This window comes from Prauserella alba, assembly GCF_024171735.1.
In the GTDB taxonomy this organism is placed as follows: Bacteria; Actinomycetota; Actinomycetes; order Mycobacteriales; family Pseudonocardiaceae; genus Prauserella; species Prauserella alba.
Window position 1 is genome coordinate 239,654 of sequence record NZ_JAMTCH010000004.1, and the last position, 12,603, is coordinate 252,256.

General features: G+C 70.2%; 12 protein-coding genes. 4 read left to right on the forward strand and 8 right to left on the reverse strand.

Annotation, left to right across the window (positions count from 1 at the left end):
• Nucleotides 1-76: 76 nt before the first annotated feature.
• Nucleotides 77-694, forward strand: coding sequence for a TetR family transcriptional regulator (locus tag LY12_RS10045; protein ID WP_253855361.1), 618 nt, complete (start codon nucleotides 77-79; stop codon nucleotides 692-694).
• A gap of 92 nt (nucleotides 695-786) precedes the next feature.
• Here LY12_RS10045 and LY12_RS10050 read toward each other — a convergent pair whose 3' ends face one another.
• Genes LY12_RS10050 through LY12_RS10060 form a run of 3 tightly spaced genes read right to left on the reverse strand, consistent with a single transcriptional unit; the run spans nucleotide 787 to nucleotide 3,660 of the window.
• Nucleotides 787-3,090: a heavy metal translocating P-type ATPase gene (locus LY12_RS10050; protein ID WP_301302477.1), complete on the reverse strand. Its 2,304-nt coding sequence runs from the start codon at nucleotides 3,088-3,090 to the stop codon at nucleotides 787-789.
• A gap of 41 nt (nucleotides 3,091-3,131) precedes the next feature.
• On the reverse strand, nucleotides 3,132-3,338 hold the full coding sequence (locus tag LY12_RS10055) for a heavy-metal-associated domain-containing protein (RefSeq protein ID WP_253857276.1): 207 nt from the start codon (nucleotides 3,336-3,338) through the stop codon (nucleotides 3,132-3,134).
• A 40-nt stretch (nucleotides 3,339-3,378) separates the two neighbouring features.
• Nucleotides 3,379-3,660, reverse strand: a complete 282-nt coding sequence (locus LY12_RS10060) for a metal-sensitive transcriptional regulator (RefSeq protein ID WP_253855363.1) — start codon at nucleotides 3,658-3,660, stop codon at nucleotides 3,379-3,381.
• Nucleotides 3,661-3,855: 195 nt separating this feature from the next.
• Between LY12_RS10060 and LY12_RS10065 the strand changes: the two genes are divergently transcribed.
• Both LY12_RS10065 and LY12_RS10070 read left to right on the forward strand, forming a co-directional pair.
• Nucleotides 3,856-4,296 (forward strand): Hsp20/alpha crystallin family protein, encoded by a 441-nt coding sequence (locus tag LY12_RS10065; protein ID WP_253855365.1) that lies wholly within the window; start codon nucleotides 3,856-3,858, stop codon nucleotides 4,294-4,296.
• 119 nt (nucleotides 4,297-4,415) lie between these two features.
• The gene (locus tag LY12_RS10070) at nucleotides 4,416-4,778 is read left to right on the forward strand and encodes a hypothetical protein (protein WP_253855367.1); all 363 of its coding nucleotides are present in this window, start codon (nucleotides 4,416-4,418) and stop codon (nucleotides 4,776-4,778) included.
• Here LY12_RS10070 and LY12_RS10075 read toward each other — a convergent pair.
• Nucleotides 4,768-5,166: a hypothetical protein gene (locus tag LY12_RS10075; RefSeq protein WP_253855369.1), complete on the reverse strand. Its 399-nt coding sequence runs from the start codon at nucleotides 5,164-5,166 to the stop codon at nucleotides 4,768-4,770. The genes LY12_RS10070 and LY12_RS10075 overlap by 11 nt on opposite strands.
• Before the next feature lie 327 nt (nucleotides 5,167-5,493).
• Entirely contained in the window at nucleotides 5,494-6,819 is a 1,326-nt protein-coding gene (locus tag LY12_RS10080) for an aminotransferase-like domain-containing protein (RefSeq protein ID WP_253855371.1), read from the reverse strand.
• Nucleotides 6,820-6,898: 79 nt separating this feature from the next.
• Between LY12_RS10080 and LY12_RS10085 the strand changes: the two genes are divergently transcribed.
• A complete protein-coding gene (locus LY12_RS10085; RefSeq protein ID WP_253855373.1) occupies nucleotides 6,899-7,723 on the forward strand; it encodes an alpha/beta fold hydrolase in 825 nt (274 codons plus the stop codon).
• A 3-nt stretch (nucleotides 7,724-7,726) separates the two neighbouring features.
• On the opposite strand, the gene LY12_RS10090 is transcribed toward LY12_RS10085, so the two are convergent.
• The 3 genes from LY12_RS10090 to LY12_RS10100 all read right to left on the reverse strand — a co-directional run bounded on the left by LY12_RS10090 (nucleotide 7,727) and on the right by LY12_RS10100 (nucleotide 12,490).
• Nucleotides 7,727-8,860, reverse strand: coding sequence for an NAD(P)/FAD-dependent oxidoreductase (locus tag LY12_RS10090; RefSeq protein ID WP_253855375.1), 1,134 nt, complete (start codon nucleotides 8,858-8,860; stop codon nucleotides 7,727-7,729).
• Nucleotides 8,861-8,953: 93 nt separating this feature from the next.
• Nucleotides 8,954-9,820 (reverse strand): RNA polymerase sigma-70 factor, encoded by an 867-nt coding sequence (locus tag LY12_RS10095; RefSeq protein WP_253855377.1) that lies wholly within the window; start codon nucleotides 9,818-9,820, stop codon nucleotides 8,954-8,956.
• A gap of 87 nt (nucleotides 9,821-9,907) precedes the next feature.
• Complete coding sequence (locus tag LY12_RS10100; protein WP_253855379.1) at nucleotides 9,908-12,490, reverse strand: ATP-dependent Clp protease ATP-binding subunit; 2,583 nt, start codon at nucleotides 12,488-12,490, stop codon at nucleotides 9,908-9,910.
• Between the last annotated feature and the right edge of the window lie 113 nt (nucleotides 12,491-12,603).

Sequence of the window (12,603 nt, forward strand, 5' to 3'; positions counted from 1 at the left end):
GATCAGGTGGAGGCGCAAGGTGACCAGGGCCGATGTGAACGGGGTTACAGGACCGGCCGACGTATGCTCGACAGCCATGACGGCACCGGAGACCCGCAACGAGCGCAAGGAACGGACGCGCCGCGCGCTGCTCGACGCCGCGTTGCGGCAGGCTTCCGAGCGAGGATTCGCCGGGTTGAGCCTCCGGGAGATTGCCAAGCAGGCCGGTGTCGTGCCGACGGCGTTCTACCGCCATTTCGAATCGATGGACGAACTCGGCGTCACGCTCGTCGAGGAGTCCATGCGCGCACTGCGGACGATGATCCGCGGTGCGCGCAACGCGCCCGGCGGTTCGGCCGACCTCATCCGCGCATCCGTACGGACACTCTCGGAGCACGTGCGTTCACACGAGGAGCACTACTGGTTCCTGGTGCGGGAACGCTACGGCGGCACCGGCGCGGTGCGCCAGACCATCGGCGTCGAGCTGAAGCTGCTCACCGGTGAGCTGGCCGTGGACCTCGCACGCTTCGACGGGCTGCGCACCTGGTCCACCGAGGACCTGCGCATGCTGGCCGACCTCATCGTGTCCGCGATGCTCGCGACCGTGATGGAACTGCTGGAGGCCCGCCCCGGCTCGGATGCGGAGATCCTGGCTGCGGCCGAGCGCAAACTCCGCCTGATCTTCCTCGGCGTGCCGCACTGGCGCAGCACCTGAGATCAACTGCGCTGATGCCCGCGAGAAGCCCCCAAGGGCACTTTGGTTGCATTGAGTGCAACCAAAGTGCCCCTGGGGGCGTGTAGGGGCCCTCAGGAGAAACGGCGCAGCCGCAGGCTGTTCGTGACGACGAACACCGAGCTCAGCGCCATGGCGGCGCCGGCGAGCATCGGGTTCAGCAGCCCGGCGGCCGCGAGCGGCAGCGCGGCGACGTTGTAGCCGAACGCCCAGAACAGATTGCCCTGGATGGTCCGCAGGGTCCGGCGGGACAGCCGGATGGCGTCGGCGGCCGCCGTGAGGTCACCACGCACGAGCGTCAGGTCGCCCGCCTCGATCGCGACGTCGGTGCCCGTCCCCATGGCCAGCCCCAGGTCTGCTCGGGCCAGCGCAGCGGCGTCGTTCACGCCGTCACCGACCATCGCGACCACCCGGCCCTCGGCCTGCAACCACTCCACGACGGCCACCTTGTCCTCGGGCAGCACCTCGGCGATCACGTCCGCCGGATCGTCGATGCCCACCTGCGTGGCGACGGCCCGCGCGACCGCGTCGTTGTCGCCGGTCAGCAGCACCGGACGCAGCCCCAGCGACCGCATCCGCCGCACCGCTTCCGCCGACGTCGCCTTGACCTCGTCGGCGACGACGAGCACGGCACGTGCCTCGCCGTCCCAGCCCGCGATCACCGCGGTGCCGCCGTCACGTTCCGCGGCTTCCTTCGCGGCCACCAGTTCGTCCGGCAGCGTCAGGCTCCACTCCCGGGCCAGTGCTTCCCTGCCGACGACGACCGCGTGCCCGTCGACGACGCCGTGCACGCCGAGGCCGTTGGTCGTGGCGAAGTCGCCGGCCTCCGGCAACTCGCCGAGTTCCCGCTCGGCCGCATCCGCGATCGCCCTGGCGATGGGGTGCTGCGAAGCGTTCTCGACCGCACCGGCGAGCCGCAACGCCTCGGCGCGGTCCGCACCCGCAGCGAGGTGCACCTCGCCGAGCGTCATCGCGGCCGTGGTCACCGTGCCCGTCTTGTCGAGCACGACCGTGTCCACCCGGCGCGTGGACTCCAGCACCTCGGGCCCCTTGATCAGCAGGCCGAGCTGCGCACCGCGGCCCGTACCCACGAGCAGCGCCGTCGGCGTGGCCAGGCCCAACGCGCACGGGCAGGCGATGATCAGCACCGCGACGGCTGCGGTGAACGCCGCCTCGACGGCACCGCCGGTGGCCAGCCAGCCGATGAGCGTGCCCACGGCCAACACGATGACGATCGGCACGAACACCCCGGAGATGCGGTCGGCCAGCCGCTGCACCGCGGCCTTGCCCGCCTGCGCGTCCTCGACGAGCCTGGCCATCTGCGCCAGGCGGGTGTCACCGCCGACACGGGTCGCTTCGACGACGAGCCTGCCGCCCTGGTTGACGGTCGCCCCGACGACGGTGTCGCCCTCGGTGACCTCGACCGGCACCGACTCCCCCGTGAGCATGCTGGCGTCGACCGCCGAGACGCCGTCGACGACGACACCGTCGGTCGCGACCTTCTCCCCCGGGCGCACGACGAACCGGTCGCCGACCGCGAGGTGGTCGACGGGGATGCGTTCCTCACGACCGCCACGCAGGACGCCGACGTCCTTGGCTCCCAGGTCCAGCAGCGCCCGCAGCGCAGCACCGGCCCTGCGCTTCGCGCGTGCCTCGAAGTACCGGCCCGCCAGCAGGAACGTCGTCACGCCCGCGGCGACCTCGAGATAGATGTTCGCACTGCCGTCCCCGCGTTCGATCGTGAACTCGAAGGCGTGCGTCATCCCGGGCATGCCCGCACTGCCGAAGAACAGTGCGTACAGCGACCACGCGAACGCGGCCGACACACCCATCGACACCAGCGTGTCCATCGTCGCGGCGCCGTGCCGCAGGTTGATCAACGCGCTGCGGTGGAACGGCCACGCCGCCCACACCACGACCGGCGACGCCAGCACGAGCGAGGCCCACTGCCAGTTGGCGAACTGCAACGGCGGCACCATCGCCAGCACGATCACCGGCACCGACAGCAGGAGTGCACCGATGAGGCGCTGCCGCAGGGAGTCCGCCTCACGGTCGGCCGGTTCGGCTGCGGCCGGCTCGTCGTCGGTCCCCTGCCTGTCGGAGGCTCGCCCGGTGGGCAGTGCCGCCTCGTAGCCCGCGGCTTCGACAGCCTCGACGAGCCGCTCCGGCGGTACCCCGTCGGGGTAGGACACTCGCGCCTTCTCCGTCGCGTAGTTCACCGACGCCACGACGCCGTCGAGCTTGCCCAGCTTGCGTTCGATGCGGTTGGCACACGAGGCACACGTCATGCCACTGATCGCAAGCTCGATCTCGTGCTCGGCCACCGGACCCTGCCCGGCGGCCTCGGCACCCTCCGGCGCCCGAGATGCGGCCGTCATCACCGCCTCCTTCGCGGATCATCCGTTGCTGTCGTGCGGCCTTACGCGGCCAGCGTGTACCCGGCTTCCTCCACCGCCGAGCGAACTGCGTCATCGGTCAGCGCGGCATCGCTCGTCACGGTCACCGCCCCGGTGCCGAGGTCGACGTCCACGCCACGCACGCCGTCGAGCTCGCCGACCTCCTCGGTCACCGACGCCACGCAGTGCTGGCAGGTCATGCCGGTCACGGTGTAGGTCTTCTCGAACATCACGATCGCCCCTTCTTCGGAATCGCCTGTGGTTCACCGGTCACGAGCGCACGAGACGGGCGATCGCCTCGCTCGCCTCGCGCACCTTCTCGTCGGCCGCCTCGCCGCCTTCGGCGACGGCCTCGGCGACGCAGTGCTTCAGGTGCTCGTCGAGCAGGCCCAGCGACAGTGACTGCAGCGCCTTCGTCGCGGCCGAGACCTGCGTGAGGATGTCGATGCAGTACTCGTCGTCATCGACCATCCGCTGCAGTCCCCGGATCTGCCCTTCGATCCGGCGCAGCCGCTTCAGATAGGCGTCCTTGTCGCCGCTGTAACCCCGCATGACGTGCCTCCTTCGCTGTCGACTCGGTTACCATATACCCCCTACCCCTATAAGGCAACCACGAGGGCGCTGAACTCCCTGGACATCGCCTTGAGCGAACACCGCTCAACTTTGGGAACAAAGCAGGCCGCAACTCGGTTGGACGGGATGGCAGGCCCGAGCCGCGGGCCTCGAGCCCGAGAAGGGATGAACGACATGGCATTCCCGGTACTGCGCACCCGCACACCGCGCACACTGCACGCTCCGGCCCCGACGTGGAGCCCGCTGCGCGAGTTCGACGAACTGCAGCGCCTGCTGGCCGGCGCCGCGGACAACCGGACAGCGGCCTGGTCGCCCGCCGCCGACGTCCGCGAGACCGACGAGGGCTATGCGGTCGACGTCGAGCTGCCGGGTGTGAAGCGCGAAGACATCGCGGTCGACCTGGCCGAGGGGAGACTGACCATCGACGGCGAGATCGCCGAGCGCGAAGGGAATTTCCGCCGCCGCGCCCGGCGCACCGGCCAGTTCCGGTACGCCGTCACCCTGCCCGAGGGGGTCGACCCCAACCAGGTGAGCGCCGAACTGGCCGACGGCGTACTGACCGTGCGCGTGCCGAAGCGCCCCGAGGACGCGGCACGCCGGATCGAAATCAAGTAACGAAAGGACCCGGCGGGGTCGGAATCCGGAATGCCGGGTTCCGACCCCGCCGGGCCGCATTTTCTGTGCCACGACTCACACCAAATACACCCGGTGTCCTCAATGGACTTTCGCGCGGGGTGTCCCGGTTTGGAAACCACGACGCCGGGTATCTGCCGAATATGGTGCATATCCCGGAACAGCAAGACAATGACAATGCGAATACGGCCGAACTCGCTGAGTCGGCACGGGCGCTCGGCATCTTCGCCACGGCCCACATGAGCAAAGCGGAACTGATCGAAGCGATCAGGCAACAGCGTGAAACGAACGCAGTACTACGGGCCGATCCGCAATGCACCGACGAACCGGACGCCGGCCGCCGGCACCCCGAGGAAGAACCGTCCGGACAGACCCGCGGCGGACAGCGCCGCACCGGGAAACGACCGGGCGGGGTGACCGATCAGCGCACGACCCGGCGGCTGACCGGCGGTGTCACTGGGTGACGAGCGAACGGCTCGCGAGTTCGGCGGTGTGGAGCTCGCGGCCCAACTGGGCCGCCATGCGCTGCGCCCGCGCCAACGCGGCCGCCGCCTCGAACGTCGACTGCGTCAGCTCTCCGTAGGCCGCGTCCTCACCGACGTTGCCGGACCAGAGCTGCTGCTCGAGATGCAGACCCGCTTCGGGCAGGAAGCGGGCGAGATTCTCGGCGAGCTGTCGCAGCGAGCTCAGGACCTCGTGCAGTTCCGCCTCGTGGTCGGCCCGCGGGTGAGAGCCGCGGCGGGCAGCCCACTGCTGCAGGGTGCGCGTCGCGTCTTCAGCGCGGGCGGCCAGCGCGCCGGGGTCGGCCGGGGCGCCCACGTTCGTCTGGTCGGCGTTGCCGGATGCGGTCATGGCTGTTCCCTACGGTCATGGCACAAAGTTCGGTGAAAGCACGGGGCATCGGGGAAACTCGGTGCCGGAAATATCTCCGGAGAATCCGGGCTCGCATCCACGTTAACGTCGGGTGTCCGGGTTTCTGCCGTAATGTGGCGAAGCTCAAGTTTCACCGGAGCAGCGCCGGGACGGCCAGTGATCACTTTTCCCCGCGGAACCTCCCCGCGGCGAAGATCGAATTCCGTTGAAACCCGGAGCCGGCAACAGGGGCCCTGAAACACGGCGCCCCAAACACGGGGGCCTGCAACGCGAAGCCCGGCAACGCTGAGCCCGAGCGAATCCGCTTCAGTTCGGTCCCGTGTCGTCCGGCCCTCCGCGCGCCAATCGCGCGAGCACGTCGAGGGAGGCCGCGAGCACGGATTCGGCCGGCGCGGCCAGTGCGAGCCGAACCGCGGAGGGCGCGTGCCCCTCGTCGATCGTGAACGACGCCGCCGGGCTGATCGCGATGCCGTGACGGGCCGCTGCGGCGACGAAGGTGTCGGCCCGCCACGGCACGGGAAGCTCCCACCAGCAGTGATAGGCGCGGGGGTCGGCGCGTATCGCGAACCCGTCCAGCCGGGAACGCATGAGCTCCTGCCGCCGGGCCGCGTCGGCACGCTTTCCGCGGACGAGCTCAGCGACCGTGCCGTCGCCGATCCATCGGGTGGCGGCGTCGAGTGCGAATCCGGTCGCGGCCCATCCGCCGCTCCGTAGCGCCCGCGCGACCCCGTCCCGCCGCGACGCGGGAGCGGCGACCAAGCCGAGGGTCAGCCCCGGCGCGATCCGTTTCGACAAGCTGTCGACGACGACCGTGCATTCCGGTATGTGGTCGGCCAATTGCGGTTCGTCGCAGAGAAATGCGTTCACCCGATCCTCGATCACCGGAACACCGCGATCGCGAACCACCTCCGCGAACTCCTCCTTCCGCTCCGCAGGCATCGTCGATCCGAGCGGGTTCTGCAGCGCGGGCTGTACATACACCGCATCGACCGCCGCCTGTTCGAGCGCATCAGGGCGCATGCCGTCCTCGTCGACGTCGAGCGGTACGAGGGTGACGCCGCGGTTGCCGGCGAGCCCGCGGACCACCGGGTAGGTCAGCGCTTCCACCCCGAGCCGTCCGCCCGTGGGCACGAGGGCCGCGATGGCGGCGGCGATCGCCTGCCGCCCGTTGCCGGTGAACAGCACACCGTCCGGGTCGACATCCCCGAGCAGGCCCGCCGCGACCCGACGTGCCTCCGCGGTGCCGCCGACGGGAACGGGTGCCGACGCCGCGTCGAACGCATCCGGCCGGAGCGCGCCGGACAGGCCACGGGTCAGCAGCTCCGACTGCCCCGGCAACGACGGGAAGTTCAGTTCGAGATCCACCCGCGCCCCTGCCGGCTCCCCACCGGGCGGGTCGACGGGTGGCACGGCTGCCCGGACGAACGTGCCCCTGCCCACCTCACCGACGACGAGCCCGCGCCGGGTCAGCTCCGTGTACACGCGGGATGCCGTCGACGTGGCGATGCCGTGATCCCGCGCGAACCGGCGCTGCGGCGGCAACCGTTCCCCCACCCGCAGCCGTCCCGCCGCGATGTCCGCGGCGACCCCTTCGGCGATGACCCGGTAGTCCTCGGCGTTGGAACCCACCATGATCTCACCCTTCCAGAGAATTGTACCGAGATCAATGTTTTCATTGCACCGAGCCAATTGACCTTCTAGCGTCACAACCATGACGGCGACACGAGCGACGGCCGCCCCCGGCACGGCAACGGCCTACGACGACGCGGGGCACGGCCCCGCCGTCGTCCTGCTCCACGGCCATCCGTTCGACCGGTCGATGTGGTGGCCGCAACGGGAACGACTGGCCGCGGCAGGGTGGCGCGTCGTCGTTCCTGACCTGCGTGGATACGGCGAAACGCCGGGCGATGACGCGTGCACGCCACTCGAGGTGTTCGCAGGCGACCTCCTCGCTCTGCTGGACGAGCTCGACATCGAGAGCTTCGCCCTCGGCGGGCTCTCGATGGGCGGGCAGATCGCGCTTGCCACCCACCGATTGCTCCGAGAACGGTCGGAGCAATACCGGCTCCGGGAGCTGTTGATCGCCGCGTCGTCGCCGCTCCCCGAGGACGCCGCCGGGGTCGTCGCGCGTCACGCGACGGCCGACCGCCTGCTGACCGAGGGCATGCACGGGTTCGCAGGGGAAATGCTGCCGCGGATGCTCGCGCCCGGCAGCATCCGGACACTCCCCGCCACCGTCCGGCACGTCCACCGCATGATGACCACGGCACCGGCCCAGGGCGCGGCAGCCGCACTCCGCGGCCGGGCGATGCGCCCCGATTACCGGCCCGAGCTCACCGAGATCGCGGTACCCACACTCGTCGTCGTCGGCGACCACGACACAGTCACCCCTGTCCCGGTCGCCCGCGATATGGCGGACGCCGTGCCGCGGGGCCGTCTCCTCGTCCTCGACGGCACGGCGCACCTTCCGAATCTGGAGCACGAGGTCGCCTTCAACGACGCCGTGCAGCATTTCCTCGGAGCACTCGACCGCTGAACGTCACACCCTGGTCCGCGGCACGGGACGATTCGGCCCGGGGTGGGCGGTGAACCACGTCGCGCCGCGGACGACGGTTTCCTTGTAACGCGCCGCGACCGCACCGGTGAGGACAATCCGATGTGGATGGTCATCGGCAGCCACCGCCTGGATCACCCCGTTCCGCCTGCCCAGGCTGACGCACTGGTTGACGTACCGGAAACGCAACCCCGTGGGCCTGCGGCCGGCCAACCGGTCGGCGATCGCCGCGCCCGCGGCCGCGCTCATCGGCAACGCGGTCGCACACGCCATGCGGAACGGACGCCCGTTCGGCAGCTGCGGCACGGCGGCGTCGCCGACCGCGTAGACGTCCGGATGGGACACCGACCGGAGCGTGCGGTCGACACGAATCCGGCCCACCTCGTCGACGGCCAGTCCGGAGTCGCGTGCGACGGCCGGCACCGCGAAACCGGTACACGCCAACGTGAGCCCCGCCCCGACGACCCGGCCGTCGGTGAGCCGCACGGAACCGTCCCGGACATCGGCGACCGAGCCGCCGGCGACCTCGATTCCGAGTCCGTGGAAAACCCTTCGCAGATGTCCCTGTGCACGATGCGACAACCACGGCCCCGGTTCCACATCGGACACCAGGCGCACCCGCACGGCAGGGTGACGCTCAGCGAGTTCGGTCGCGGCCTCGATACCCGTCAACCCGCCTCCGACGACCGCGACCGTGCCGTGTTCGGCCACCAGTTCGGCAACGCGGTCACGTGCCCACCACGCGTCGTCGGCGGTCGCCAGCGCGACGGCGTCATCGGGCCCGGGTGCCGCGACGCTGCCGAGCGCGTAGACGAGCGTGTCGTACGGCAGCGGTGCAGGCTCGGACTCGGCACCGCCGTCCAGCACGACCTGCCGTCGTTCGAGGTCGATGCGGCCGGCGCGGCCCACGACGACGTCGACACCCGGTCGCACCAGCTCGCGCAACGGCCGCGACGCGAGCGACTCACCCGCCGCGACCTGATGCAGCCGCACCCGCTCGACGAACGTGGCACGTTCGTTCACCAACGTCACCTCGGCACCGTCGAGTCTGCGGGCGATCCGATTCGCCGCCGTCACACCCGCGTAGCCACCGCCGAGGATCACGATCCGATGAGACATGGGAACTCCTTCCACACCGAGCACGTCACCTCATGAACCGCACAGCGGCGCGAAAGCTGACGACGACCCGGCGTGTCGCCCGTCACACTCGGATCACGGCAGGGTGAGCCGCGCGAGCTTGTCCGGATTGACGACGAGATAGATGTCGGCGATTGCACCGTCGACGATGTGCAGCGACACGGCGAGCACGATCGCCCCGTCGACCGAGGCCACCAGGCCCGGTGCCCCGTTGATGTCCGGCAGTGCGATGGCGAGGCCGGGGATGTCCCAGCTCATCCACGCCAGATAACGGGTCACCCTGTCGGCACCCGAGATCGGGTGGCGGGCGGCGGTGGACTTGCCACCACCGTCGGCCCACGCGACGACGTCATCGCGGAACAGACTGCGCAACGCATCCTGGTCACCACCGCGCGCCGCGGACAGGAAGCGCTCGGTGATCCGCCTGCACTCCTCGGTCGACGTGGTGAACCTGGCCCTGCCGTCGGCCACGTGCCCGCGGGCCCTGCGCTGCAGCTGTTGGCTGGACACCTCGGTGATGTCGAGCATGGCCGCGATCTCCGCGTGCGCGTAACCGAACGCCTCCCTCAGCACGAACACCGCCCGCTCGGGCGGTGTCAGCCGTTCGAGGATCACGAGCATCGCCATCGACACCGACTCGCGATCGGCGAGCGTCGTCAGCGGCTGTTCGGTGACGACCGGTTCCGGGAGCCAGGGCCCGACGTACTCCTCGCGCCGGGCCCTGGCCGAGGTCAGCCGGTTCAGGCACACGTTGGTCAGGACCCGCGTCAGCCACGCCACCGGTTCGCGCACGTCCCCGTGTCCAGCGCCCGACCAGCGGACGAACGTGTCCTGAACGGCGTCCTCGGCGTCGGCCACGGTGCCGAGCATGCGGTAGGCGATGGCCAGCAACCGACCACGCGCGTCCTCGAAGGTCTGAACGTGCTCGTCGGCGATGGACACGCCACCACCGTAGCCACCCCCGGCCGGACAGCGACCGGATCAGGGCGCCACCCGGTCAGACGGCTACCCGATCAGACGGCTACCCGGTCAGACGGCGGCGTGCTCGACGACGTCGAACCGCAGCCCGCCCTCGGACGCGACGTCGATCCGCACCGTGGTGCCTTCGGCGATCTCGCCACCGAGCAGCATCCGGGACAGCACGTTGTCCACCTCGCGCTGGATCGTGCGCCGTAGCGGGCGCGCGCCGTACTCGGGCTGGTACCCGGTCTCGGCGAGCCAACGCACCGCGTCCTCGCTGACGTCCACCTCGACGTCCTGAGCGCGCGCCTTCCGCCGCGTCTCCTCCAGCAGCAGCGACGTCACCTGCTCCAGCTGCTCGGACGTGAGCTTGCGGAACACGATGATCTCGTCGATGCGGTTGAGGAACTCCGGCCGGAAAGTGTCCCGCAGCCTGCGCAGCAAGCGGTCGCGCAGGGGTTCGTCCCCGTCTTCGCCGCTGGATGCGGTGAACCCGAGCGCGCCCTGCGTCCCGCTCAGCACGAGTTCCGACCCGATGTTGCTCGTCATGATCAGCACCGTGTTCGTGAAGTTCACCGTCCGGCCGCGGCCGTCGGTGAGCCTGCCGTCGTCGAGGACCTGCAGCAGGACGTTGAACACCTCGGGGTGTGCCTTCTCGATCTCGTCGAGCAGCACGACCGAGTACGGCGTGCGCCGAACGGCCTCGGTGAGCTGGCCGGCCTCCTCGTAGCCGACATACCCCGGCGGGGCGCCGATCAGCCGGGACACGGTGTGCCGTTCGCCGTACTCGGACATGTCGAGCCGGATCATGCGGTCGTCGTCACCGAACAACGCCTCGGCGAGCGCGCGGGCCAGTTCCGTCTTGCCGACCCCGGTCGGGCCGAGGAACAGGAAGCTCCCGGACGGCCGATTCGGTTCGGCGAGCCCTGCACGCGTGCGGCGCACCGCCTCCGAGATCGCCTCGACCGCCTCGTCCTGGCCCACGACGCGACGGTGGAGATGCTCCTCGAGCTTGAGCAGCCGCTCGCGTTCCTCCTGGGTCAACTGTGCGACGGGGATCCCCGTCAACCGCGACACGACCTCAGCGACGTCGGTCTGGCCGACCTCGGCCTCGCCGGACGGCCGGTCCTGACTACGAGCCTGCTCGATCCGTTCCCGCACCTCGTTGATCTCGTCGCGCAGCGCGGAGGCCCGTTCGTAGTGTTCCTCGCTCACCGCCTGGTCGCGATCGCGCGACAACTGGTCGAGGCGGTCCTGCAGCTCCGTCAAGCCTTCCGGTCGCCGCGCCGACCGCATGCGCACTCGCGCACCGGCCTGGTCGATCAGGTCGATCGCCTTGTCGGGCAGGTGCCGGTCGGTGATGTGGCGGTCGGACATGGTGACGGCAGCGTTGAGGGCCTCGTCGGTGAACCGCACCTGATGGTGCGCCTCGTACTGGTCGCGCAGCCCGTGCAGGATCTTCAGCGCGTCCTCCACGGTCGGCTCGGGCACGAGGATCGGCTGGAACCGGCGTTCGAACGCGGGATCGGTCTCGATGTTGGTGCGATACTCGTCAAGGGTCGTCGCGCCGACGATGTGCAGCTCGCCGCGTGCCAGCGCCGGTTTGAGCATGTTGCCCGCGCCCATCGAGCCCTCCGACGATCCGGCCCCGACGACCATGTGCAGCTCGTCGATGAACACGATCAGCTCGTCGCGGTGTTCGCGGATCTCGTCGAGCAGCGCCGTCATCCGTTCCTCGAAGTCCCCGCGGTACCTGGTGCCCGCGACCATCGCCGTGAGGTCGAGCTGGATCACCCTGCGCTCGCCCAGGATGTCCGGCACCTGCCGGTCGGAGATGCGCTGCGCGAGGCCTTCCACGATCGCCGTTTTCCCCACGCCCGCTTCACCGATCAGCACCGGGTTGTTCTTCGTCCTGCGCGAGAGCACCTCGATGGTCTGCTCGATCTCGGTGTCCCTGCCGACCACCGGGTCGAGCTCACCCCCGGAGGCCAACGCGGTGAGGTCACGGCCGTACTGATCCAGCGTCGGCGTATTACCCGTCCCGTCGCCACGCGGCGTCCCCGAACTCCCGCCGCGAGCGGCCTGACCGGTCTGGGGCGCAGCGGCGGCGCCGCCGGACTCCGGGCCTGCCAAGCCGCGCCGGATCGTCTCGGGCGTCACACCGCCGTCACCGAGCATCCGCCCCGCCGCCGAGTCCTGGTGCGCCACGAGCGCCAGCAGAATGTGCTCCGGGCCGATGTAGCTCGATCGCAGCTGCCGGGAGATCTGGTGGGCATCCATCAGGATGCGCTTGGCTCCCGGAGTGAGTATCGGCGCCGCCGACGGGCCGCCGGTGGAACCGCGCTCGGAATGCTCGCCGATCCGCGTGGCGAGTGCGTCCGGGTCACCGCCCGCGCGCTGAATCAGCTCGCGGCTGCCCGGCACTTGCGTCGCGCCCCACAGCAGATGCAGCGAGTCGAGCTCGGCGCGCCCCTGCGCGGCGACCCGCTGCACCGACGCCGACAACAGCGCCAGCGCCTGCTCGCTCATCAGCCTGGTGATCCCCAGCGGCGCCTGCCGTCCCGGCGTGCCACCACGGCTCGAACCACCGAAGAACTGGGCGAGCAACTGATCGAACGGACTGGGGCCCGGTTCGCCGAAGAAGCCGGACATCGACAGCCTCCTCCTTACCGATGGCGGGATCTGCCCGGCACGGCTACCCACCGAGCCGAGGTGCCAACCAGCCCGCCCGTGTTGCGGATCCCGGGGCCCGTGTTGCGGATCCC